The sequence below is a fragment of the Nonomuraea sp. NBC_00507 genome, assembly GCF_036013525.1.
Taxonomy (GTDB): Bacteria; Actinomycetota; Actinomycetes; order Streptosporangiales; family Streptosporangiaceae; genus Nonomuraea.
This window is the reverse complement of the sequence record NZ_CP107853.1, coordinates 5,697,372-5,720,694: the sequence shown is the minus strand read 5'-3', so window position 1 is coordinate 5,720,694 and position 23,323 is coordinate 5,697,372. Positions and strand designations below refer to the sequence as shown.

21 protein-coding genes are annotated in these 23,323 nt (G+C 70.3%); 10 read left to right on the top strand and 11 right to left on the bottom strand.

The genetic code is table 11. The annotated features are described in order from the left end of the window. Positions 1 to 30: 30 nt before the first annotated feature. On the bottom strand, positions 31 to 432 hold the full coding sequence (locus tag OHA25_RS27810; protein ID WP_327590401.1) for an SSI family serine proteinase inhibitor: 402 nt from the start codon (positions 430 to 432) through the stop codon (positions 31 to 33). Between the two features lie 98 nt (positions 433 to 530). Between OHA25_RS27810 and OHA25_RS27805 the strand changes: the two genes are divergently transcribed. The 4 genes from OHA25_RS27805 to OHA25_RS27790 all read left to right on the top strand — a co-directional run bounded on the left by OHA25_RS27805 (position 531) and on the right by OHA25_RS27790 (position 4,214). Further along, complete coding sequence (locus OHA25_RS27805; RefSeq protein ID WP_327590400.1) at positions 531 to 1,313, top strand: GNAT family N-acetyltransferase; 783 nt, start codon at positions 531 to 533, stop codon at positions 1,311 to 1,313. A gap of 65 nt (positions 1,314 to 1,378) precedes the next feature. Continuing rightward, positions 1,379 to 2,815, top strand: a complete 1,437-nt coding sequence (locus OHA25_RS27800; protein ID WP_327590399.1) for an Nramp family divalent metal transporter — start codon at positions 1,379 to 1,381, stop codon at positions 2,813 to 2,815. Positions 2,816 to 2,848: 33 nt separating this feature from the next. After that, on the top strand, positions 2,849 to 3,202 hold the full coding sequence (locus tag OHA25_RS27795) for a VOC family protein (RefSeq protein ID WP_327590398.1): 354 nt from the start codon (positions 2,849 to 2,851) through the stop codon (positions 3,200 to 3,202). A gap of 55 nt (positions 3,203 to 3,257) precedes the next feature. Then, a complete protein-coding gene (locus OHA25_RS27790; protein ID WP_327590397.1) occupies positions 3,258 to 4,214 on the top strand; it encodes a helix-turn-helix transcriptional regulator in 957 nt (318 codons plus the stop codon). 17 nt (positions 4,215 to 4,231) lie between these two features. Here the strand turns inward: OHA25_RS27790 and OHA25_RS27785 are convergent, their stop codons facing one another. From OHA25_RS27785 to OHA25_RS27775, 3 genes are read right to left on the bottom strand one after another with little or no spacing between them, the layout of a single operon-like run. Beyond that, positions 4,232 to 5,776, bottom strand: coding sequence for an AMP-binding protein (locus tag OHA25_RS27785; protein WP_327590396.1), 1,545 nt, complete (start codon positions 5,774 to 5,776; stop codon positions 4,232 to 4,234). Then, positions 5,776 to 6,801 carry an acyl-CoA dehydrogenase family protein gene (locus tag OHA25_RS27780; protein WP_327590395.1) on the bottom strand — a complete coding sequence of 342 codons (1,026 nt, stop codon included), beginning with the start codon at positions 6,799 to 6,801 and terminating at the stop codon, positions 5,776 to 5,778. The genes OHA25_RS27785 and OHA25_RS27780 overlap by 1 nt, the downstream gene beginning before the upstream one ends. Continuing rightward, on the bottom strand, positions 6,798 to 7,964 hold the full coding sequence (locus OHA25_RS27775; RefSeq protein ID WP_327590394.1) for an acyl-CoA dehydrogenase family protein: 1,167 nt from the start codon (positions 7,962 to 7,964) through the stop codon (positions 6,798 to 6,800). Before OHA25_RS27775 ends, OHA25_RS27780 begins: the two co-directional genes overlap by 4 nt. Before the next feature lie 301 nt (positions 7,965 to 8,265). Here OHA25_RS27775 and OHA25_RS27770 point away from each other — a divergent pair, with 301 nt between their 5' ends. Both OHA25_RS27770 and OHA25_RS27765 read left to right on the top strand, forming a co-directional pair. Further along, positions 8,266 to 8,865, top strand: coding sequence for a TetR/AcrR family transcriptional regulator (locus OHA25_RS27770; RefSeq protein ID WP_327590393.1), 600 nt, complete (start codon positions 8,266 to 8,268; stop codon positions 8,863 to 8,865). Positions 8,866 to 8,929: 64 nt separating this feature from the next. Further along, a complete protein-coding gene (locus tag OHA25_RS27765) occupies positions 8,930 to 9,904 on the top strand; it encodes an AurF N-oxygenase family protein (protein WP_327590392.1) in 975 nt (324 codons plus the stop codon). 6 nt (positions 9,905 to 9,910) lie between these two features. On the opposite strand, the gene OHA25_RS27760 is transcribed toward OHA25_RS27765, so the two are convergent. Then, positions 9,911 to 10,675 carry a class I SAM-dependent methyltransferase gene (locus OHA25_RS27760; RefSeq protein WP_327590391.1) on the bottom strand — a complete coding sequence of 255 codons (765 nt, stop codon included), beginning with the start codon at positions 10,673 to 10,675 and terminating at the stop codon, positions 9,911 to 9,913. Between the two features lie 83 nt (positions 10,676 to 10,758). Between OHA25_RS27760 and OHA25_RS27755 the strand changes: the two genes are divergently transcribed. Both OHA25_RS27755 and OHA25_RS27750 read left to right on the top strand, forming a co-directional pair. Continuing rightward, positions 10,759 to 11,472, top strand: a complete 714-nt coding sequence (locus OHA25_RS27755) for a copper resistance CopC family protein (protein WP_327590390.1) — start codon at positions 10,759 to 10,761, stop codon at positions 11,470 to 11,472. Continuing rightward, complete coding sequence (locus tag OHA25_RS27750) at positions 11,469 to 12,500, top strand: copper resistance D family protein (protein ID WP_327590389.1); 1,032 nt, start codon at positions 11,469 to 11,471, stop codon at positions 12,498 to 12,500. Before OHA25_RS27755 ends, OHA25_RS27750 begins: the two co-directional genes overlap by 4 nt. On the opposite strand, the gene OHA25_RS27745 is transcribed toward OHA25_RS27750, so the two are convergent. From OHA25_RS27745 to OHA25_RS27735, 3 genes are read right to left on the bottom strand one after another with little or no spacing between them, the layout of a single operon-like run. Then, positions 12,458 to 13,636 (bottom strand): hypothetical protein, encoded by a 1,179-nt coding sequence (locus OHA25_RS27745; RefSeq protein WP_327590388.1) that lies wholly within the window; start codon positions 13,634 to 13,636, stop codon positions 12,458 to 12,460. The two genes, OHA25_RS27750 and OHA25_RS27745, sit on opposite strands and share 43 nt — an antisense overlap. A 48-nt stretch (positions 13,637 to 13,684) precedes the next feature. After that, complete coding sequence (locus OHA25_RS27740) at positions 13,685 to 14,479, bottom strand: class I SAM-dependent methyltransferase (protein WP_327590387.1); 795 nt, start codon at positions 14,477 to 14,479, stop codon at positions 13,685 to 13,687. A gap of 59 nt (positions 14,480 to 14,538) precedes the next feature. Continuing rightward, a complete protein-coding gene (locus tag OHA25_RS27735; protein WP_327590386.1) occupies positions 14,539 to 15,822 on the bottom strand; it encodes a cytochrome P450 in 1,284 nt (427 codons plus the stop codon). 171 nt (positions 15,823 to 15,993) lie between these two features. Between OHA25_RS27735 and OHA25_RS27730 the strand changes: the two genes are divergently transcribed. Together OHA25_RS27730 and OHA25_RS27725 are read left to right on the top strand one after the other, a co-directional pair. Then, positions 15,994 to 18,696 (top strand): alpha/beta fold hydrolase, encoded by a 2,703-nt coding sequence (locus tag OHA25_RS27730; RefSeq protein ID WP_327590385.1) that lies wholly within the window; start codon positions 15,994 to 15,996, stop codon positions 18,694 to 18,696. Continuing rightward, complete coding sequence (locus OHA25_RS27725; RefSeq protein WP_327590384.1) at positions 18,693 to 19,541, top strand: ABC transporter permease; 849 nt, start codon at positions 18,693 to 18,695, stop codon at positions 19,539 to 19,541. The genes OHA25_RS27730 and OHA25_RS27725 overlap by 4 nt, the downstream gene beginning before the upstream one ends. Here OHA25_RS27725 and OHA25_RS27720 read toward each other — a convergent pair. Genes OHA25_RS27720 through OHA25_RS27710 form a run of 3 tightly spaced genes read right to left on the bottom strand, consistent with a single transcriptional unit; the run spans position 19,534 to position 23,301 of the window. Then, positions 19,534 to 20,637 (bottom strand): serine hydrolase domain-containing protein, encoded by a 1,104-nt coding sequence (locus tag OHA25_RS27720; RefSeq protein ID WP_327590383.1) that lies wholly within the window; start codon positions 20,635 to 20,637, stop codon positions 19,534 to 19,536. The two genes, OHA25_RS27725 and OHA25_RS27720, sit on opposite strands and share 8 nt — an antisense overlap. Positions 20,638 to 20,692: 55 nt before the next feature. Then, complete coding sequence (locus tag OHA25_RS27715; protein ID WP_327590382.1) at positions 20,693 to 21,337, bottom strand: response regulator transcription factor; 645 nt, start codon at positions 21,335 to 21,337, stop codon at positions 20,693 to 20,695. Then, positions 21,334 to 23,301 carry a sensor histidine kinase gene (locus OHA25_RS27710; protein ID WP_327590381.1) on the bottom strand — a complete coding sequence of 656 codons (1,968 nt, stop codon included), beginning with the start codon at positions 23,299 to 23,301 and terminating at the stop codon, positions 21,334 to 21,336. Before OHA25_RS27710 ends, OHA25_RS27715 begins: the two co-directional genes overlap by 4 nt. Between the last annotated feature and the right edge of the window lie 22 nt (positions 23,302 to 23,323).

Sequence of the window (23,323 nt, the reverse complement as noted above, 5' to 3'; positions counted from 1 at the left end):
AGGCCAGGCCAGGCCGGGACGCGAACGCGGCTAGACGAGCGGGCTGAGCGACCTGTTCATCACACAGGTGTTGGAGAACACCTTGCGATACGCGATCGGCCGGCCGCGCCAGTCCCCGGCCACCTCCACCTCGACCGGGAGGTGGACCATCGGGCAGGCGCCGGGATTGAGGTCCAGGGCCTCGATGCGCCCGTCGACCGCGCGCAACGCGTCACACACCTCCGTCGGACGCGGGTGGGCCCCTCGGTCGGGGTCGCACATCAGCCGCACCGCGTACGCGCCGCCGCCGGCGTCGGGAGTGACGGTGATGCGCAGCTTCGCGCCCGCGACGGCGCCGCCGGCGGGCAGCGTGCCGAACGGCGTGGTCAGGATCGCGGCGACGCAGATCCCGAACGCGGCCGCCCTGCGGGCGGCAGTGAGCCCAACGTTCATGAGACCTCCCTGGTCAACAGGATACTACAGAGGGTAATTGGACCACGACTGAGCGTGGATGGCCATCTTCTCGCGGCGACACGGTCACAATGGGGGGCATGAGCAGGCAGAGCAGCGAGGAAGCGGCGGCCAAGGCCGGCGTGGTCGTCAGGGAGTTGCGGGAGATCGACGAGTTCCGCGAGGCCTACCGGCTCTTCGACCAGATCTGGCATCCGGATCCGCACAACGCGCCCGCCCCCGTGGACCTGATGATCGGGTTCGCGCACACAGGCAACTACGTGGCCGGCGCCTTCGACGGGAGCACGCTCGTCGGTGCGTCCGTCGGGTTCCTGGCCGCCGGGCAGGCGTTGCACTCGCACGTGACCGGCGCCCTCATGGGCCGGGGCATCGGCTACGCGTTGAAGCTGCACCAGCGGGACTGGTGCCTGGAGCACGGGCTGAAGAAGATCACATGGACGTTCGACCCGCTCGTGCGGAGAAACGCCCGGTTCAACCTCGTCAAGCTGGGCGCCATGCCGAAGACGTACCTGGAGGACTTCTACGGGGCGATGGCGGATGCGATCAACGAGGGTGACGCCTCCGACCGGCTGCTCGCGGTGTGGCAGGTGGCCCAGGACGATCACGGCCCGGATGACCTCCAGGCCGAGACCTTGCCCGTCCTGCTGGACTGCGAGGGTGAGTGGCCCGTCGTGAGAGGGGTGCAGGGAGACGTGGTTCTGGTGGGGACGCCGCACGACATCGAGGCATTGCGGCGGGCGAATCCGGCGGCCGCGAGGGAGTGGCGGACGGCGGTGCGAACCGTGCTCGGCGGCCTGATGGGCGGGGGTGGACGCGTGGTGGGATTCACGGACCGCGGAGAGTACATAGTGGTGGTTAACTAGCTATTCCACCAGTGTTTCGGGTCTCTGTAATGTGACGGATAGGTAAGTCGAACAAGGAGATCCGCATGGCGGAGTTCACCCCCACTGTTCCTGCGCGTGTCCTGCCCCCCGTCACCCTTCGCGACCTGCCCGACCCGCCCTCCTCGAAGTGGCGCATCATCGGCCCCGGTCTGGTGGGCGCCGGGGTGGGGCTGGCGTCGGGCGAATTCATCCTCTGGCCTTACATCGCCTCCCAGGTCGGGCTCATCTTCGTCTGGGGAGCCGCGATCGGCATCATCACCCAGTGGTTCCTCAACATGGAGATCGAGCGCTACACGCTGGCCACCGGCGAGACCGCGCTGACCGGTTTCAGCCGGATGTGGCGGCACTGGGGACTCGTCTTCGTGCTGATGACACTCGCTTCCAACCTGTGGCCGGGATGGGTGACCAGCTCGGCGACCATGGTGACCTACCTGACCGGCTCCAACGCGAGCAGCGTCCGGTGGATCGCCATCGGCATGCTCATCGTGATCGCGCTCGGGCTGACACTGGCGCCGGTGATCTACACGGCGCTGGAACGGGTGATCTTCGTGAAGATCGGACTGGTCGCGACGCTGATCGTGGTCGCGATCATTTTCGCGATCAACGCCGACAGCTGGGTCGAGCTCGGCAAGGGGCTCACCGTCGGGGCCAGGTTCCCGGTGCCGCCGCTGGACTTCGCGCTGCTGATGGGCGCCATCGCCTACGCCGGCGCGGGCGGCGGCCAGAACCTGTGCCAGAGCAACTGGATCCGTGACAAGGGCTTCGGCATGGGCGCGTACGTGCCGCGCCTGGTCAGCCCCGTGACCGGGCAGGAGGAAGCGGCCGCGTCGACCGGGTTCCAGTTCGCGCCCACCAAGGAGAACCTGGCGCGGTGGCGGCAGTGGTGGCGCTTCGCGAACGTCGAGCAGGCCTGGACATTCGCGATGGTGTCGTTCGTGACGATCGCGCTCATGTCGATGCTGGCCTACTCCACCGTCTTCGGCAAGGAAGGGCTGGCCAACAGCATCGGCTTCCTGAAGGTCGAGGGCGAGGCGCTGCAGAGCCTCGTCGGTCCCTGGTTCGGGGTGCTGTTCTGGCTGATCGGGGCGCTGGCCCTGTTCGCCTCGGCCATGGGCATCGTCGACTACACCTCGCGGCTGGCCTCCGACACGATCAAGACGGTCTACCTGCGCGACAAGCCGGCGTCCGTGAACACGATCTACTTCTACACCGTCTGGGCGATGGTGCTGATCGGCATCGGGATCCTGCTGCTGGGCTTCGACCAGCCGCTGATCCTGCTGGTGTTCTCGGCGTCCTTCGCGGCCGTGATGATGTTCGTGTACTCGATCCTGCTGATCATCCTCAACCGGCGGGCGCTGCCCGACGCCATCAAGGTGCGCTCGTTCCGGCTGGGGGCGCTGATCTGGTCGGTGGCCTTCTTCGGCACGCTGACCGTGATCGTCGTCATCCAGCAGGCGCAGCGGTTGTTCGGCGGGTCGTGACGGTTCGCTGACCCGCGGGCGTATTGTGGTCAGATGATCAATGGAGCGCATCTGATCATGTACAGCCGGGACGCGGATGCCGATCGCGCGTTCCTCCGCGACGTGCTCGGCTATCCAAACGTCGACGCGGGCGGCGGCTGGCTGATCTTCAAGCTGCCGCCCGCCGAGGTCGCCGTGCATCCCACGGACACGGCCGAGACCCATGAGCTCTACCTGATGTGCGACGACCTGGAGCGCACGATGGAGGAGCTCCGGGCCAAGGGGGTGGAGTTCGCCGATCCGGTCAGCGACCAGGGGTGGGGACTGCTCACGGCGATCACGCTGCCCGGAGGCGGGCGGCTCGGGCTGTACGAGCCACGCCACCAGACGGCCCACGACCTGAGCTGACGAGCTCTACGAATGCGGAAGGAATCTTTCCGCATGAGCAGGCAGACTGGGTGCCATGCTGGAAACCTCGGCCCGCCTGCTCAAACTGCTCTCCCTCCTCCAAGCGCACCGCGAGTGGTCCGGCCCCGCGTTGTCGGCCAAGCTCGGGGTCTCGACCAGGACGATCCGCAACGACATCGAGCGGCTGCGCTCGCTGGGATACCCGGTGCACGCCACGCCGGGCGTCGCGGGCGGCTACCGGCTGGGCGCAGGGGCCGCGCTGCCGCCACTGCTGCTCGACGACGAGGAGGCCGTGGCGGTCGCGGTCGGGCTCGGCAGGGCGGCGGGCGGCGGCGTCGAGGGCATCGAGGAGACCTCGCTCCGCGCCCTCGCCAAGCTGGAGCAGGTGCTGCCGAACCGGCTGCGCCGCCGGGTGAACGCGCTCAACACCTACACCGTGCAGATCGCCCGCAGCGGCCCGTCGGTGAACCCGGAGGTGCTGACCACGATCGCGAACGCGGCCCGCGACCACGAGCGGCTGCGTTTCGACTACACGGGCCACGACGGCGAGACCGCCATGCGCAACGTCGACCCCTACCGCCTGGTGCACCGGCGCGGCCGCTGGTATCTCGTGGGATACGACGTCGAGCGGCGGGACTGGCGGACGTTCCGGGTGGATCGGGTGTTCCTTCGCACGCCGGGCGGGCCCCGGTTCATCCCCCGCGAGCTGCCGGAGAACGGCGACGTGGCGGCGTACGTGGAGAAAGGCGTCAACACGGCCATGTGGCGTTACCGCGGCACCGTGCTGGTGCACGCCCCGGCCGACCAGCTCACCGCGCTGCCGCTCGGGCTGGAGGTGGAGCCGGTCGACGACTCGTCCTGCCTGCTCAAGCTGGGCGGTGACGACCTGAACGGCATGGCCGTGTGGATCGGGTTCATCGGCGTGGACTTCGAGGTGCTCGACCCGCCGGAGCTGGCCGAGCACGTGCTGCGGCTGTCGGAGCGCTACAGGCGGGCGGTCAGCGGCCGGTAAGGCCTGTCGACCTGCTCCTATCCGGGCGACGGCCAGCGGCCGCTGTTCTCCGCGAGGTAGGCGGCACGCACCTTCGAGCGGGACAGCTTGCCGGTGGGAGTGCGCGGCAGCCGCGGGCGGTATTCGACCACCTTCGGGTGCTTGAACCTGGCGATGCGGGGCCCGCAGTGCTCCAGCAGCTCGGCGGTGAGCTCGGGCCCCGGCTCGACGCCTTCGGCGGGCTGCACGAGCGCGACCACGTTGTGGCCCCACTCCTCGTCGGGCACCCCGATGACGGCCACGTCGGCCACCGCGGGGTGCTCGAGCAGGGCCGCCTCGATCTCGGCGGGGTAGATGTTCACCCCACCGGAGACGATCAGGTCCGTGCGCCGGTCGCACAGGAACAGGTAGCCGTCCGCGTCCAGGTAGCCGATGTCGCCTGGGGCGTACCACTCCCCACGCATGCTGGCGGCCGTCTTCGCCGGGTCCTTGCGGTATTCGAACGTGCCCAGGCTGGACTTGACGTAGATCATGCCGGGCTCACCGGGTGGGAGCTCCTCGCCCGACTCGTCGAGGATCCTGACCTCGAACGTGGGCGCAGGACGGCCCACGGTGCCCGGCTTGGCCAGCCACTCCTGGGGCTTGACGGCGAACGCGATCGTCGACTCGGTCGAGCCGTAGTACTCGTAGAGCACCGGCCCCCACCAGTCCATGATCCGCTGCTTGACCGCGACCGGGCAGGCGGCGGCGGTGTGGATCACCTGGCGCAGGCTGGACACGTCGTACTTGCTCCGGACGTCCTCCGGCAGCTGCAGCATGCGGTGGAACATGGTCGGCACCATCATCGCGTTGGACACCCGGTGCCGCTCGATGAGCTCAAGAATGGTCACCGGGTCGAACCGCGGCGCGATCACCACGGTGTGCCCGAAGTGCAGCGCGAACTGGGTGTGCGCGCACGGCGAGGAGTGGTACATCGGCGAGGTCACCAGGTGCACCTCGTGGCCCGGCTTGAGGTCCACGACCTCGCCGAGGAACCACGTGTACAGCGGCACGATCGCCTCCGGCGGGGCGCCGGGCAGCGGCCGCTGCACGCCCTTGGGGAAGCCGGTGGTGCCCGAGGTGTACCACATGACCGCCCCGGAGGTGCGGTCCGCCGGGGCGTCCTCGGGCTGCCCTTCGGCCAGCTCCGCCGTGCCGGTCTCCTCGGTCACGACGACCTTGGCGTCGCAGTCCTGAAGGATGTACGTCACCTCGGACGGTGTCAGGTGCCAGTTGATCGGCACGTAGTAGAGGCCGATCTGTCCGGTCGCCATCAGCATGACCACCGCGTCGATCCCGTTGGGCAGCACCCCCGCCACCACGTCGCCGGTGCCGAGCCCGCGTGCCCTGAGGCCGTGCGAGACCTGGTTGACCCGGGCGAGCAGCTGCCCGTACGTGGTGTGCGTGCCGTCGGCGTCGATCACGGCGAGGCGGTCGGGGTCGCCGGCGGCGATGGCGTAGAAGCCCGGAGTCTCGTCAGCGTCTGATTGCCGAGCTCCGCTCGGAGGGCTGTGATGGATGTCCTCGCTCCGCTGCGGATCCATCACAGCACCTCCAACAGCTCGGCCAGACGGGCGCGGTGCATACGGGGCGGGCCCATCAGCACTTCGTCGGCCTTGGCCCGTTTGTAGAACAGGTGCGCGTCGTGCTCCCAGGTGAAGCCGATGCCGCCGTGCAGCAGCAGGTGGTCGCGGGCCACCTCGAAGCAGGCGCGGCCGACGTACGCCTGGGCGAGCGCGGCGGCGCCGGGCAGCTCGGCGGGTGACTCGTCGGCTGCCCAGGCCGCGTACCTGACGATGGACTCGGCCTGTTCGAGCTTGCAGTGCATGTCGGCGAGCTTGTGCTTGACGCCCTGATAAGAGCCGATATAGCGGCCGAAGGCGACGCGGATCTTGGCGTACGCGACGATGGCGTCCAGCGCCGCCCGCATCACACCGAGCTGCTCGGCCGCCAGCGCCACGCACAGCCGGTCGCCGATACCGGTCTCCGGCGGCGGCCCGAGCACCCGGCACGGCGCGCCGTCCATGACCACCTCGGCCTGGCCGCGCGTGATGTCGAGCGTCTCCAGAGCGGTCCTGGTGACGCCGGGCCCGGCCAGGTCCACGGCGACCATCACGGCGCCGTCGGCGCTTCGCGCGGGCGCCACCAGCACGTCGGCCTCCATGCCGCTGAGGATCTGAGTCAGCCTTCCGCGCACGGCAACGCCGTCGTAGGCGATCTCGTCACCGGAGAGCGTGGCCGCGATCCGGCCCTCGGCGATGCCGGTCAGCAGCTCTTTGTCGGGCACCCTGGTCAGGGCGATCGCCGCGAACGTCGTGGCGAGGAACGGTCCGGGCAGCAGGGCCGCGCCGGTCTCCTCCAGCGCGACGGCCAGCTCGATCAGGCCCGCGCCGGCGCCGCCGTATTCCTCGGGAATGATCAGGCCCGACAGGCCGAGCTCGCCGTTGAGCCGGGAGTACACCTGCGGATCGTAGCCCTGGCGGACCTTGGGCAGCGGCGAGGCCGTGCGCAGGAAGGACCGCACGGACTGGCGCAGCTGCTGCTGCTCCTGGCTGAGTGTGAGCTTCACGCCTGCGTCCCCACCTTCAGGTCCTTGAACGGCACGGTCTTGTCCACGCGGGGCTCGGGCGGCAGGCCGAGCACCCGGTCGCCCACGATGTTGCGCATGATCTCGTTGGTGCCGCCGCCCAGGGCCATGCCCGGAGCGAGGGAGATCGCCTGGGCGAGCGGGTGATCGGCCAGCACCGACTCGGGCCCGACCAGTTGCGTGGCGAGGTCGGCCTGGAACAGCGTCAGCTCGGCCAGCAGCAGCTTGGCCGCGCTGCCGCGGGCGCCGGGGAAGAGCCCGGCCTCGGTCTCCTGGGCCAGGCGCTGGTTGAACAGCGCGAGCGCGCGGCTACGGATGTGCAGCTCGACGAGCTGGTCGCGGACCAGCGGATCGCTGGTGTCCACGGCCTGGCGCAGCGCTTCGAGCGAGGCCGGGTTGTCCTTCTGCCCGCCCATGCCGACGCCGGCCGAGATCGACAGCCGCTCGTGCAACAGGGTCGTGACGGCCACACTCCAGCCGTCATCAACCTCGCCCACGCGATTTTCATCCGGGATCGTGACGTTGTCGAAGAAGACTTCATTGAAATTGGCTCTGCCCGACATGTCCTTGAGCGGCCGGACCGTCACGCCCGGGTGGTGCATGTCCACCACGAACATGGTGAGCCCCTTGTGCTTGGGCACGTCCACGTCGGTGCGGGCGAGCAGCAGGCCCCGATCGGCGTGGTGGGCGACGGAGGTCCACACCTTCTGTCCGTTGACGACCCACTGGTCTCCGTCGCGGACCGCCCTGGTCTGCAGGCTGGCCACGTCGCTGCCCGCGCCCGGTTCGGAGAACAGCTGGCACCAGATCTCCTCGCCGCGCAGCAGTGGCCTGAGGAAACGCTCGCGTTGCGCGTCGGTGCCCCGGTCCACCAGCGTCGGGCCGGTCATGCCGAGGCCGATCGAGAAGACGTACGTGGGGAGGGTGAAGTCGCGTGCCTCGACGGCGAACGCCCGCTCCTCCGCCTGCGTCAGCCCCTGGCCGCCCCAGCGTTTCGGCCAGGTGATGCCCGAATAACCGGCGTCGTAGAGCTTGGCCATGAAGTGCTTGGCCCGCGCGATGCCGTCCCCTTCAGCGGATTCGTCCGTCGGGGTGTTGTCCTGGAGCCAGGCCCTGGCGGCGCGCCGATACTCAGCAAGGTCCACGTCGCCTCCTTGGTATCAGTGTCCACTTACTCTAATCAGACGACCACAACACGCATAGAGCAGTGTTCTGTCCGCTTCACCCGGCTGAACGCCGCACGCAACCGCGACGCCCGATTCGTGCTGCGAATGCCGACCAGAAAGGACTGACGGGGCCCCAGAACGGGTAATGAAAGGTTTTCGATGGTGTCACTACCATGATCACCGTGAAAGCCAGAAGGAGGAGCGGACCAGCCGCAACAGAGGCGCTCGACGCCCGGTTTGTCCCACAAATAGCAATGATCAGACGCAAGAGTTACTCGCAGTGACATCAGGTTTCAGCCGATTAAGGCGTGAGGATCTTCTCAAGACGGCCTGCGAGGTGATCGCGGAGCAAGGGTTCGGCCATACCAGGACCATCGACATCGCCAGGGCCGCCGGCGTCAGCCAGGCCTTGCTTTTCTACCATTTCGAGAACAAGGAACGGCTGTTCGCGCAGGCCTTCACGTACGCGGCCCGCCTTCACATGAACGCGCTCGACGATGTCGAACACTCCACGGGCACCCCGCTCGAACGGCTGGTCTCCCTGCTCAGGCTCTGCTCCCCCGCCATCCCCACGGAGGGCTGGCGACTGTGGATCGACGCGTGGGCGGAGGCGATGCGCAGCCCGGAACTGGAGGAGATCTCGCGGCGCATCGACACGCGGGGCCGCCTGCTGCTGCGCGCGATCATCGAGGCCGGGGTCGAGCGCGGCGAGTTCGACTGCGCGGACCCCGACGGGACGGCGTGGCGGATCTGCGCGCTCATCGACGGGTTCGCGATTCAGACCCACGTGCACCCCAAGGCGCTGTCGCGGCGCCGGGTCAACGTGCTCATCCGCGAGGCCGCGGCGAACGAGCTGGGGGTGTCGCCGGAAAAGCTGTGACACCACTCTTCCCGAGTTATTGGACGCTTCGTACAATTACTTGGCGAGGAGAGGAGTGCGCGTGATGACACCTGCACCGAGCTCTACCACCGCGCGGGAGCGCGACGAGCGGGTCGCGAGCCGCAGCGCCTACGAAGCGGTCATCGAACGCCTCTCGAAGGCGTCGGTCGACAAACACTGGGAGCCGTACCGGGACATCCCGTGGGACGACCCGGAGTTCCTGGTGGACCCCGCCGACCCGCGGTGGGAGCTGCCCGAGGTGGACAAGCTGGGCGGCCATCCCTGGTATCGCAGCCGTCCCCCCGAGGTGCGTGCCACGATCGGACTGTGGCGGGTGGCCACCGCCATGAAGGTCGGGCTGCAGTTCGAAAACCTGCTCAAGCGCGGCCTGCTCAACTACGCCTACCGGCTGCCGAACGGGTCGCCGGAGTTCCGGTACGTCTACCACGAGACCATCGAAGAGGGACATCACGGGATGATGTTCCAGGAGTTCGTGAACCGTACCGGTCTGCCGATCCGCGGCATGCCCGGGCCGCTGTCGGCGGTCGCCCAGGTCGCGCCATGGATCCCGCTGATCTCGACCGAGCTGTTCTTCGTGTTCGTGCTCGGCGGCGAGGACCCGATCGACCACGTGCAGCGCAAGGTCCTGAAGGACGGGCGGGCGCACCACCCGCTCGAAGAGACGATCATGCGCATCCACATCGCGGAGGAGGCCAGGCACATCTCGTTCGCCCGGCACTACCTGCGTAACCGGGTGCCCCGGATGCCCGCCTATCGGCGTCTCATGCTCGGCATCGCCGCGCCGATCGTCCTCGGGGTGATGGCCCGCATCATGCTGTCGCCTCCGATGGCGATGATCAGGCACTTCAGGATCCCCTCGAACGTGGTGTCCGAGGTCTACGTGCGCAACGCGGCCGCCAAGGACGAGATCCGCGACTCGGTCAGCAAGACGCGGGAGCTGTGCGCCGAGCTCGGGCTGGTCAATGCCGTCACCCGGCGGATCTGGCGGGCCATGGGCATCTGGGCGGACCCGCGCTGACCGGCCTCAGGCGGGGGCACGCCTGGCGGTGAGAACCTCTGTCTCCGTCACGTACTCCCACCTGCCTGAGGGGTTGCTCGCCAGCAGAGCCTCCCTCGCCGCGTCGGTGAACGCCTCCAGCCGGTCGCCGAGGCGGGCGGGGGCGCTGTAGGAGTAGGACAGCTGCAGGCCGATCACGGCGTCCAGGTCGTAGATGAGGCGGCGCTCGTACATGATCGAGCTCAGGTCTGAGAAGGACGAGGTCGCCAGCACGTCATGGGGGTGCTCGCCGGTCGCCTCCCAGGAGTTCGTGGCCGTCATCGCGCCCAGGCCGAACTCCTCGCGGACCCGCCGCACCACAGGCTCCCACGGCTCCTCGCCGGGGTCGCGGGTCGGGCCGACGAGCGCCACGACGCCGTCCGGCGGGAGCAGCTCGTCCAGCTCGGCCAGCACCGTGCGGCGATCCATCCAGTGGAACGACCTGCCCATGACGACGTGGTCGAACGGCGGAAACGCGCGCAGCATCGCCGAGTCGCCGCGCAGCCAGCGGATGTTGGGGATATTCGCGGCCAGGCGCCTGCCCTCCGCCAGCATCTCCTCGTCCGGGTCGACGGCGGTGACCTCGCGGACGTGGCGGGCCAGCGGGATCGCCACCGTTCCTGGACCGCAGCCGAGGTCCAGCACGCTGCTGTCCCGGCCGAACGTGGTGGCGAGGTGCTTGATGGCCTCCTCGCCGTAGTCGGCCCGGTATCTGGCGTAGTACGGCGCCGCGCCGCCGAACAGGTCCGGCATGGATGGCACCATATACGGGTTCGGGACATGTCCGATGTCCTTGACGCGTTCGGTTCGGAAGTTCGACGGAAGGCTTCAAGCTCTTGAGGCGGCTACTTACGGTCCTGCTGCTCGCCTTCGCCGCGGTGGGGGTCCTCCCGCCGGCGGCGCAGGCGCACAACGTGCTGATCGGCAGCGATCCCAAGGACGGGGCCACGCTGACGGCCTCGCCCGAGCGGGTGACGCTGGTGTTCGACCAGGCGGTGCGGCAGGGGTACGCGCAGGTCGGTGTGACGGGGGCGGACGGGTCCGCGTGGGCCGACGGGGCGGCCGTGGTCGCCGCCGAGCGGGTGTCGGTGAAGGTCAAGCCGTTGCCGAGCGGAGGGCCGTACGTGGTGGGCTACCGGATCCTGTCGGCCGACGGGCATCCGGTGACCGGGAAGATCACCTTCAACCTGGCCGCGGAGTCCGCCGGCCAGCCGGCCCAGAGCACCAGCCCGGACGCCGCCGGTCAGCAGGCCCGAGCCTCCAGCGCCACAACCGCGCCCGGAGCCGCCGCCCAGGAGAGCGCCCCAGGCTCCAGCGCGGACGCCGCCGAGGCGGCGGCGAACGGCGGGGCCGGGATGGCCGTGGTGTGGATCGTGGGCGCGCTGCTGGTGCTGGCCGCAGGCACGGCCGTGGCCCTCCGCCGCGCCCCCTCAGCCCTCACCGGCCCGGTGAGCGCTCGCGGAGCGACGACGGCCGGGCAGCGTCCGGCGGCCGAGGCGTCTGGCAGCGAGGTCGTGCACGTGCCCGGGGACGAAGGGGCGCGGTCGTGACGGTCAGCGCTCCCCCGCTCGCCCGGCGAGGCGTCGGCGGTCGGCTGGTTGCCGGCGGGTTCGGGGTGTGCGCGGTGGTCGCGGCCGTGGCGGCGAGCTCGTTCACGGGTCAGGAGGCGGTGCCCGGCATTCCGCTGCCAGGTCCCATCGTGTCCTTCGGGCTGCCGATCGTCCGGGTCCTGCTCGATGTGGCCGCCGTGGCGGTGGTCGGGTTGAGCCTGCTGCCCAAGCTGCTCGGCTTCGATGACCCGGAGCGCACGGAGCCGGTGCTGCTCAGGGTGCGGCCGCTGGCGGTGATGGCCGCCTGGGCGTGGGCGATCTGCGCACTGCTCACGATCGTGTTCCAGACGGCCGAGCTCAATCCGGGCGGCGTGCCGACGTTCGGGATGATCGCCGCATATGTCGGCGATGTCGGCACAGGTCAGGGGCTGCTGTTCAGCGCGGCCTGCGCCCTGGCGGCGGCGGGCATCGGGCTCATGGCGGTGCGGTTCGGCGAGAAGGTGCCGGCCGAGCTGCGGGTGATCGTGGCGTTGTTCGGGCTGCTGCCCATCCCGGTCACCGGACACGCCGTGAACTCGGTCTGGCACGACCCCCTCATGGTCTCGATGGAGATCCACGTGATGGGTGCGGCGGCGTGGACGGGCGGGCTGGTGGCGACGGCCGTGTTCGTGGCGCCGCACAAGGAGCTCCTCGCCGCGGTGCTGCCGAAGTTCTCCAGGATGGCGACGGTGTGCCTGCTCCTGGTCGGCCTGTCGGGTCTGATCACCGGGCTGGGCACGATGGCGCTGACGCCGGGCGTGACGTTGCCCGGCGCGATCGTGACCAGCCCGTACGGGGTGCTGGTCGTGGTCAAGACGCTGCTGATGGCGTCGCTGGTGCCACTGGCCGCGCACATCCGCTTCCGGCTGCTGCCTGCCGTACGCCACGGCAGGGCCACCGCCCTGGTGGGGTGGGCGGCGGCCGAGGTGTCGGTGATGGGTCTGGCTTACGGGGTGGCGGTGGCGATCACGCGGGCCTCCATCGCCTGACGGCCACGTCTCCCGGCGATCCACTCGACCGCCAGCCAGGCGGCGAGCAGGCCGAGCCCGGCCCAGACGGCGGACGACATGGCCAGGGGAGGTGCGCCCAGCAGCCCGTCCTGGCCCTTGATGGCGCCGTACACCGGGCCCATGATCGCGCTCTGCGCCGCCAGTGCGCCGTACGCGGCCGCGGTCGCGCCGGCGGCCCCCAGCACGGCGCGCGCCACCGGCACCCGTACCAGGAAGGCGAGGTCCACCAGGAGACCGGCCACGACCAGGAAGAACGGCACCGCCGACGGCGGGAACCCGGTGAAGGTCAGGAGCGGCCAGATCAGCGTCCTGAAGCCCACGTAGCCGGCGGCGACGAGGGTGGCCGCGCCGAATCTGCCGATGAGTAACCGCGCCACCACCAGCACCGACAGCCCGGCCACCACCGCGAAGACCGGGTAGAGGAAGTCCGGCACGGGCAGCGCGAACCCGGTCATCATCGTCCGGTCCACCGGCCGCCCCATCTGGTCGGCGGCGAACTGGAGCAGGATCGGCTCGGCGTAGACGGCCTTGTTGTCCCAGGCGCCGATCGACAGGATGCCGTATTCCTGATGCTGCTCGGGGAAGTGCACGTTTTCCAGGAAGAACGCGAAGAACGCCCCCAGCACGACCGTGCGTTCCCTGCCCGGAGGAGCCCCCATGAACCAGCCGCGGATCACGCCGGCGATCATGAAGAACGTTCCAAGGTACAACATGATGTGCGACGGGCTCCACGAGGTGATGTCGAGCCCGTTGACACGGTGATTGATCAGGTCGAGGGGGACCGCGACGAGGAAGATCCCGGTGCCCCACTGGATCGTCCTGAGCGCCACCTTGTCCACGCCGTAGCCGGTGTAGCCGTGGATGATCGTCAGCGCGAGGGCGAGGGCCGTGCCGGCGGAGTTGAGCAGGTGCGGCGGGGCGAGGTCGTCACGCAGCCACTTGAAGTGCCACGAGACGTCCCAGGCCGAGCCGAGCACCTTGAGCGTGAACGCCGCCAGCCAGCCGAAGTAGAGCACCCTGAACAGATCCTGCGGCGTCTCGCGCCCCGCCTGGCCTCGGGTCCAATAGGGCAAGGCCCACTCTGCGGCCTTCTTGAACGATGCTGGAGACTTCACGGGAAGGAATCTTACGGTCATCGGCGGGGCAGGATCGCGAGGCCCGCGTCAGACAGGGGCGGCGGCGCGCAACGAGTACATCAGCGGGATCTTGGGAGCGCCTTCCGGCAGGCGGTAGCCGGTGCCGTCGTTCGACAGCGTGGCGTAGCGGCGGAAGAGCGTGTGGTCGTGCTCGTGCACGAACTCCACGCGCAGGCCGGCCGCCGCCACCGCGCTGACGACCTCGCCGAGGCCGTGCTGGAACTGCACGGAGGTCCGGTGCTCGCTCAGTTCGCCACCGGTGTAGGTGTATGGCTCGTCCCAGACGTGCGGGCCGCTGGCGAAGTAGTCGTGGGTGACTTTGGTGCCGGTCTCGTCGTCAAGAATGTCGGCGAATGGATGGAATTCGGCGAGATAGAGGAATCCGTCCGGGTTGAGCAGGGCGGCGACCGTTTCGGCCCACCGGGTGAGGTCGGGCAGCCACACCAGGGCGCCGATGCCGGTGTAGACGATGTCGTAGGTCTCGCCGAGCGCCTCGGCCGCGTCGTACACGTCGGCGGTGACGAACCTCGCCCGGATGCCGCATCCAGCCGCGATCCGCCTGGCCTGGTCGATGGCGTCGGACGAGAAGTCGAGCCCGGTCACCTCGGCGCCGAGCCTGGCCCAGGAGAGCGTGTCCAGTCCGAGGTGGCACTGCAAATGCACCAGGCGGCGGCCGGATACCTCGCCCACCTCCGCCACCTCGAACGGCCTCAGGACGCTCCGGCCGCTCGCCTTGAAGCCCTCGACGTCGTAGAAGTCACTGGCGACGTGGATCGGGACGCGTGCGTTCCAGTTGGCCCGGTTCGTCGTCAAGTAGTCCATGGCGCACGAGCCTAGGGGCGGGCTTGATCGCGCCGCATTCGCTTTTCGGCCGGCAGGTTCTATAGGCGGCTCAGTGAGGGGCGCCTGGTGAGGCGTACGGGGAGGTGCTTGAGGCCGTTCTGGAAGTTCGACGTGAGCCTTTGCGGGCTGCCCGCGAGCTCGACATCCCAAGCGAGCAGTTCCCTGAAGATCGAGCGCATCTGGGCGCGGGCCAGGTGGGCGCCGATGCAGAAGTGCGGGCCGAAGCCGAAGCTGACGTGGTCGTTCGGGGTGCGGGCGATGTCGAAGCGGTCGGGGTCGGGGAAGACGGACGGGTCGCGGTTCGCGGAGATGTGGTAGACGACCACCTTGTCACCCGCGCGGATGTCGCGGCCGCCGAGGGTGAGGTCGCGCGTGGCCGTACGGCGGAAGTGCATGACCGGCGGCCAGAAGCGGAGCATCTCCTCGATGGCGGAGTCGAGCAGGGAGGGGTCGTCGCGCAGGCGGGCCAGCTCGGCCGGGTGCTGGAGGAGCGTGAGGAGGCCGCCGGGGATGCCGTTGCGGACGGTCTCGTTGCCCGCGACGGCGAAGAGGGAGAACATGTTCTCGAATTCCTCTACGGTCAGGCCGCCCTTCATCATGGCGGCCATGAGGGATTCGTCGTCGACGGGGGCCTCGGCCAGGTCGTGCGCATAGGCGAACACGTCGGCCAGCGCCGCCTTGGAACGCGGATTCGTCCCAGGCTCGAGCCGGGGACGCAGCGCGACGGCGCGGCGGCCCATCGGGGTGAGGGACTCCGCTTCGGCCGTCGAGAGGTCCGCGTGGTCGGCGTCCTGATAGCCGATGACCCGCGACGCCCAGTCGTACAGCAGTCGCCTGTCCTGCTCCGGGAAGCCCATGACGTGGGCCAGCGTCCACACGGGCAGGTCGGCGGTCACCTCCACGAAGTCGCACTCGCCCTCCGCGAACAGCGCCGCCGCGCGTTCAGCGATCGCCCGCTCCAGCGCTCGCACGGCGCGCGGCGTGAAGGCCGCCGCCACGATCTTGCGCAGCCTGGCGTGGCCGGGCGCGTCCATGTTGACCATCATGTTCTGAACGAAGGCCAAGTCAGCGGGGGTGTCGAAGTCGCGGAGCTGGGTGGCGCCGAGGTGGGAGGAGAAGTCTTCCGTGCTGCGCAGGACCTGCTTGACGTCGGCGTGCCTGAAGACGGCCCAGTAACCCGGACCCTCACGCCAGGGGCCGATGGCGGGCTCGGGGATCCAGCAGACGGGAGTCTCCCGCCTCAGGTGGGCTAACAAGTCGTACGGCACGGCTTTCGCGTAGGTGGACGGCAGGAACGCCTCCACTGCGGGCTGGACCGTCACTTGAGCTCCTTACCTCGTCGGGCATACGCCAAGATCGCGTCCTCCGCGTACGATATTGACCTTTCCGTAGCTCTCAGGCAAGCGCCCATGGGTCATCCACAGGCGGCGCGGCCCGAGGGCGGCGAGCCCCGTCTCAGGGATCTCTCAGGTGCCGTAAGTAAGCTCCTCGTCATGAAGCGTGTGGCCGCGCTGGTAGCGGCACTCGCCCTCATCGGGGTGACGACGTGGCTGGTGTGGCCGTCGGCTCCTGAGGTGCGGGCCCAGGACCAGAAGATAACCGTCGTCGACGGACCCGCCGACGACCAACGGGTGGAGCTCGATACGACGTTCTTCCCGCCGCCGGGGGGCGGGAAGGCGCCTGCCGTGCTGATCGGCCACGGTTTCGGCGGAAGCAAGCAGAGCGTCAGGCAGCAGGCGATGCGGGTCGCCCAGGACGGCTACGCGGTGCTGACCTGGTCGGCACGCGGATTCGGCCGCTCGACCGGCGAGATCGCGCTCAACTCCCCCGACTACGAGGTCAAGGACGTCAAGCAGCTGATCGACTGGCTCGCCAAGCGTCCGGAGGTCCTGCTGGACGCCTCGGGCGACCCGCGCGTGGGCATCGTGGGCGGCTCGTACGGCGGCTCCATCGCCCTGATGACGGCGGCCCACGACCAGCGGGTCGACGCGATCGTGCCGCAGATCACCTGGTCCGACCTGGCCGACGCCCTCTTCCCCAACGCAGCCGTCCAGCCCCCCGCCGCCACAGACCAGGACACCTCCGGCGCGGCCTCCGCCCAGAGCCCGGCCGGTGCCCCAGCGAACGGCCTGGGGCAGCCTGAGAGCGGCGTGTTCAAGCGCATGTGGGCAGGCATCTTCTTCGGCCAGGGCGTCTCGCTGGAGAGCTTCGCGCTCCAGGGCCAGGGGCAGCGGCAGGAGGCCGGGCCGCTGACGCCCCAGCAGGCGCGCTGCGGCAGGTTCCTGCCGGCGATCTGCGACATGTACCAGCAGGTCGCCAAGGACGGCAAGGCCACACCGGAGGCCGTCGCCCTGCTGCGCAAGTCGAGCCCGATCACCGTGGCCGGCCAGATCAAGGCGCCGACGCTGCTCCTGCAGGGCCAGCGCGACTCGTTGTTCCCGCTCAGCCACGCCGACGCCAACGCCAAGGCGATCGCCGCCGCGGGCACCCCGGTCAGCCTGGCGTGGTTCGACGGCGGGCACGACGGCGGCAACGGCGAGGCCGACTGGCTCTTCGAGCAGTCCTCGGCCTGGTTCGCCCGCTATCTGAAGGGTGACGTCTCGGCTCAGACGGCGCCGCCGGTCAGCGCGTTCACGGTGACGCGCGACGGCGGGCGCGACCCCGGCACCCGCCAGCGCATCCGGCTGCATCCGGAGGCCGCCTCCTACCCCGGCCTCGCCGGCACCGACACCACGACGGTGGAGCTGAGCGGCCCCGAGCAGAGCATCGTCAACCCGCCCGGCGGCGCCCCGGCCTCGATCTCGACGGTGCCGGGCATCGGCGGCCTGCTGGGCGGCCAGAACACCGCGGGCGTCTCGATCGACATGCCCGGCCAGAGCGCCGCCTTCGAGTCGCGGCCTCTCACGGCCCCGCTCCAGCTCACCGGCACCACCACAGCCAAGATCAAGGTGTCGGGCAAGGGCGAGGCGACGCTGTTCGCGAAGCTGTACGACGTGGCCGACACCGCCACTCAGCCACCGACGTTGCCCGCCGGGCTGGTGGCGCCGATCCGCGTGACGATCCCGGAGGGCGCGGGCAGTGTGGAGGCCACGATCACCCTGCCCGCCGTGGACCACCGCTTCGCCGTCGGCCACCGGCTCCGCCTGGTGGTGACCACCACGGACATGGGGTTCGCCACTCCGGCCGAGCCCGCCACCTACCAGGTGTCGCTGGCCTCCCCCGCCCTCGCCGTGCCCACGGTGCGCACGCTCGCCGCCCCGCCGTCCGGGGTCGCGTGGTGGGTGTGGGCGATGCCGCTGGCCGCCGTGGTGATCGCCGCCGCGCTGCTGGCGACCGGCCGCGCCTCGACCCTCGCGCCGGCGGGCGCCGGGGTGCGCCGCAGGGCCGTGCCCGCCGCCGTCACCGGCCGGAGCGCCCACGACGGCCCGGCCGAACCGGGCGGCGAGCCGGTGCCGCTGGAGATCAGCGGGCTGACGAAGGCGTACAGGAACGGGGAGCTGGCCGTCGACGGCCTGTCGTTCCGGGTCGAGAAGGGCCAGGTGCTGGGCCTGCTCGGGCCGAACGGCGCAGGCAAGACGACCACGATGCGGATGATGATGGGCCTCATCCGGCCGGACGACGGCGAGATCCGGATCTTCGGCGACCGGGTGACGCCGGGGGCGCCGGTGCTCTCCAGGCTCGGGTCGTTCGTCGAGGGCCCCGGGTTCCTGCCGCACCTGTCCGGCCGGGACAACATCGAGCTCTACTGGGCCGCCACCGGCCGCCCGTCCGCCGACGCCCATTTCGACGAGGCGCTGGAGATCGCCGGCCTGGGCAAGGCGCTGGAACGTGCCGTACGCACCTACTCCCAGGGCATGCGGCAGCGGCTGGCCATCGCGCAGGCCATGCTCGGCCTGCCGGACCTGCTCGTGCTCGACGAACCTACGAACGGTCTCGACCCGCCCCAGATCAGGGAGATGCGCGAGGTGCTCAAGCGCTACGCGCGCGACGGCCGTACCGTGATCGTCTCCAGTCACATGCTCGCCGAGGTGGAGCAGACCTGCAGCCACGTCGTCGTCATGCACCGGGGCCGGCTGGTCTCGGCCGGGCCGGTGTCGCAGCTGCTCACGTCGGCCTCCGCCGGGGCCGCCACCGGCAACGGGCACGGGCCGCGGCTGGAAGACGTGTTCCTCGACCTCATTGGAGACAAGTCATGACCGCCGCGCCGGGCTACGCGCCCCGCCGCACGCTGCCGCTGCGGGTGGAGATCATCAGGCAGTTCAAGCGGCGGCGGACGATGGTGATGTTCGGCCTGCTGCTGGCGCTGCCGTGGATCCTGGTGATCGCGTTCCAGTTCGGGCCGCAGTCCAGCGGGCAGCAGCAGGCGGCGCTGCGCATCTCCGACCTGGCGACGGAGAGCGGACTCAACTTCTCCGCGTTCGCCCTGTCGGTGTCGGCCAGCTTCCTGCTGGTGGTGGCGGTCGCCCTGTTCTGCGGTGACACGGTGGCCAGCGAGGCCAACTGGTCGTCACTGCGTTATCTGCTGGCCGCCCCGATCCCCCGGGACCGGCTGCTGCGGCAGAAGCTGATCGTGGCGCTGGGCTACTCGGCGGCGGCGGTGATCTGCCTGCCGCTGATGGCGCTGCTGGCGGGCACGCTGGCGTTCGGGTGGAACGACATCCAGGTGCCCGGCACGGGTGAGACGATCCCGGCGTTCGACGTGCTGCCACGCTTCGGCATCGTGATCGGGTACGCGCTGGTCAGCCAGCTCGTGGTGGCCGCGCTGGCGTTCTTCATCTCGACCGTCACCGACTCCCCGCTGGGCGCGGTCGGCGGGGCGGTCGGGCTCTGGATCGTCTGCAACATCCTGCAGGCGGTCGAGGCGCTCGGGGTGCTGCGGGAGTTCCTGCCCACGTTCTGGAACAACGCCTGGGTCGACGCCCTGGCACCGGAGCTGGACTGGAGCGGCATGGCCAAGGGGGCTTCGGTGTCGATCACGTACGCGGCCATCCTCATCGCCGTGGCCTTCCGCCGCTTCCGCCGCAAGGACGTGGTCAGTTAGCCGCGGCGAGGCCGCCGTAGGCGGCCAGGACGATGCCCAAGCCGCGTTCGTCGCCGAGGCCGCCCTGGTCGACCATCTGGTTCATCACGTAGGCCACCGTCATCCGGGCGTCGAAGTCGATGAAGACCAGAGAGCCGCCCCATCCGCCCCAAAAGCAGGCGCGTTGGCCGCCGTAGATGCCGTAGCCCATGCCGTAGCGCATGGGGGCGCCCAGATACCGGTCCACGCCGTAGTGCTGCTCCTCCAAGGCGCGCTCACAGCCGGACGGGGACGACAGGCGCACGCCGTTGACGGTGCCCGCGCAGGCCAGGACGGACTGGATGGCGGCGACCGAGCGGGCGTTGCCGTGCCCGTTGACCGCCGGGATCTCGGCGCGCCGCCAGGCGGCGGTGTTCGCGTCCGCGGCCCGGATCTCGGGGCCGGGCGGTGCGTCAGGGCGGGCGGCGCCGGGCGGGTCCGACGGCGGGATGACCGGGGCGACGCGGTGGTCGTGCTCCGGGGGCAGGCCGATGTGGAAGTCGGCGCCCAGCGGTCCGGCCACCTCCTCGGCCAGGAACGTGCCCAGCGTGCGTCCGGTGATGCGGCGGACCACCTCTCCGATGAGGTATCCCTGCGTGACCGCGTGGTAGCCGCTCTCGATGCCCGGCTCCCAGAGCGGCGGCTGTGCGGCCAGCCGTGCCGTGGTCTTCTCCCAGTCGTAGAGGTCCTCGACCGTCGTCCCCGCGTCGAAGCCCGGCAGGCCCGCGGTGTGGGAGAGGACGTGCCGGACCTGCACGCGCTCTTTGCCCGCGGCGGCGAATTCGGGCCAGTACGCGGCCACCGGGGCGGTCAGGTCGAGCCCGCCGCGGTCGGCGAGGATCAGCGCGCACAACGCGGTCATGGTCTTGGTGGTGGACCAGACGTTGGTGATGGTGTCACGCTGCCATGGGACGGTGCGACCGGCGTCGGCGTAGCCGCCCCAGAGGTCGACGACCGGCTCGCCGTCCACGTAGACCGCCGCCGAGGCGCCCACGTCGTCGCCGCCGTCCAGGGAGGCGGCCAGCATCTCGCGCACCTCGTGGAACCGGTCCTCACATGTGCCCTGGATGTCCGCCATGGCACGGAACCTAGCCCCGCCGAGCGCGCGGGGGCCACGCATTTACCGGCGCCGGCTAGTCGGTGTGGCCCAGGCCCGCGTCTCGGGCGCGGATGATGGCCTCGGCGCGGGAGGCGACCTGGAGCTTGGCGAAGATGTTGGAGATGTGGTTGCCGACCGTCTTGGGCGCCAGCGACAGCCGGGTCCCGATCGAGGCGTTGCCGTGGCCGGCGGCGATCAGGCCGAGCACTTCCCGCTCCCGCGGCGTGAGCTCAGGGAAAGGCTCGCCCGCGGGCCGGGGAGCCGTCAGGTGACCGAGCACGCGGCGGGCCACGCCGGGCCCGAAGATCGCTTCGCCGGCGGCGACGGCACGGATCGCGCGGACGATCTCGTCCTGTTCAGCGCCCTTGAGCACGTATCCGCGGGCCCCCGCGCGCATGGCCGCGAACACGGACTCGTCGTCCTCATACATCGTCAGCATCAGCACCGCCACGCCCGGCGCGGCCGCGGCCACCTCCCTGGCGGCGTCGATGCCTGACATTTCCGGCATCTGGATGTCGAGGACGAGGACGTCCGGTTCCAGCACGACCGTCGCCCGCACCGCTTCGCGTCCGCTGGACGCGGTCCCCGCCACCTCCATGCCCGGCACCGTGGACAGCAGCGCGGCGAGCCCGTCGCGTACCACGGGATGGTCGTCGGCGATCAAGACGCGCACGCTCATGATGCCACCACCTGCGCCAGCGGCAGCAGTGCCACCACCCGTCCGCCGCCGTCCCGCGGACCGGCCTGGCAGGTGCCGCCGAGTTCCTCGGCGCGCTCGCGCATGGACCGCAGGCCCACCCCCGGCCGCCACACGCCACCACCCACACCGTCGTCACTCACCTCGACACGGAGACGGTCCCCGAGTGTGAAGTCCACGCGGGCGGTCGTGGCCCGGGCGTGCCGGGCGACGTTGTTCAGCGCCTCCGTGACGATGCGGTACGCGGCGACCTCCACGGCGGCGGGCAGCGCGGCCAGGTCGCGGGAAGCCCGGATGCTGACGTCGAGCGACAACCGTTCGGCCTGCCGCCGCAGCGCGCCCACCAGACCGAGGTCGTCGAGTGCGGGCGGGCGCAGGCCGTACACCAGCCGCCTGATGTCCTCGATGGCCGACGTCACCTCGGCACGCAGCCTCAGGAGCAGTTCCTTGGCGCGGGCGGGGTCGTCGGCGAGCACGTTCCCGGCCGCGTCGGCCTGGTACACAACGCCTGTGAGGGTGGGGCCGAGCCCGTCGTGCAGGTCGCGGCGGAGCCTGCGGCGTTCGTCCTCGCGGGCCACGACGATGTGCTCGCGGATCCGCTGCAGTTCCTCGGACAGGCCGGTGGCGTGCACGGCCACCGCCAGTGGCACGGCCAGCAGCTCCAGGACCCGGGCGTCGGCCACGGAGATCGCCTTCTCCCCCGGCCGCAGGCCGATGATCAACTCGCCTACACGGTCGCCGCCGTAGACGAGGGGGACGCTGTGGAGGCGTTCGGGGGCGGTGCCATACGAGGTGCGTTCCACCGCCGCTCCCCCGATATCACCGACGTCGGCCGAGCGCAGCGCAGCGAAGGGCAGGCGCAGGACCGTGCACACCGCGGCCACCGCTCCCGCCAGCCCTGGGGCCGGGTCGGCCAGTCGGCGGCCGATCCGTGACAGAGCGCGCGCCGGGTCGTCGCGGTCGCCGTACAGGAGCCTGTCGACGATCCGCTGCAGGCGTACCCTCACCGGGTTGAAGCCGACCGCGATCAGCACGGTGGCGAGCACCGAGTCTCCTGGCCCGGCACGGTCCAGGACGGCCACCAGCAGGGCATAGACGGCGATCACGCCCGAGGTGAGCAGCGTGTACAGCACCGTCCGCGAGATGATCAGGCGGATGTCGAGCAGGCCGTGACGCAGGATGGCGACGGTGATCGCGATCGGCACGAGCGGGATGGCCAGCAGCATCAGCGCCGGCCCGGTCTGGAACACCCCCCACACGACCATGACCGCGGCGAGCAGCAGGACGGCGAGCAGAAGCCACAGCAGCTGGCGCCGCTCCCGCTCGCCGCCCCGGCGGTAGCGCAGCCCCAGCCCGGCGAGGGCGGCCACGACGAGGGCGGCGCCGCGCACCTCGGTCCCGGTCCAGAGCGCGGCCAGGTCGTCGTGGAAGGGGATGGTGAGGTAGCCGACGACGTCCGAGCCGGGTGACAGGCCGGTCGGTGCGGCGCCCATCTCCAGGACGAAGAGCGGGGCGGTCACCACCGTCACGGGGACCAGCCAGGTCCAGCGAAGGCCCGGCGGGCGGCCGTCGGGGAAGAGCAGAAGGACGAGCGGCAGGCACAACGCGATCGACCACGGCCAGGAGTAGGCGGCGTACGTGGCGAGCGTTCGCAGAGCGCCGGCGGGCCAGCCGTGGACCTCACCGATCACCAGCAGGCCGACCCCGGCGGCGGTTCCGGCCTGGGCGACGGCGCCGGCCAGCAGGAGCCAGCCGATGGGGTTGCGCGGACGCTGCCAGGCGAGCAGGACGCCTGCGCAGGAAAGGGAGAGACCGATGGCGGAGTTCGTGACGATGAAGCTCTCGGTGGCCGCCTCGAAGGTCATTCCCGCTGCTATGGCGGCCGCGACACCGGTGACCGCCTCGGTCACCGCCACCGCGAACAGGCCCCAGGCCAGCACCTTCATAAGGGTCATGATGAGCGGTCGC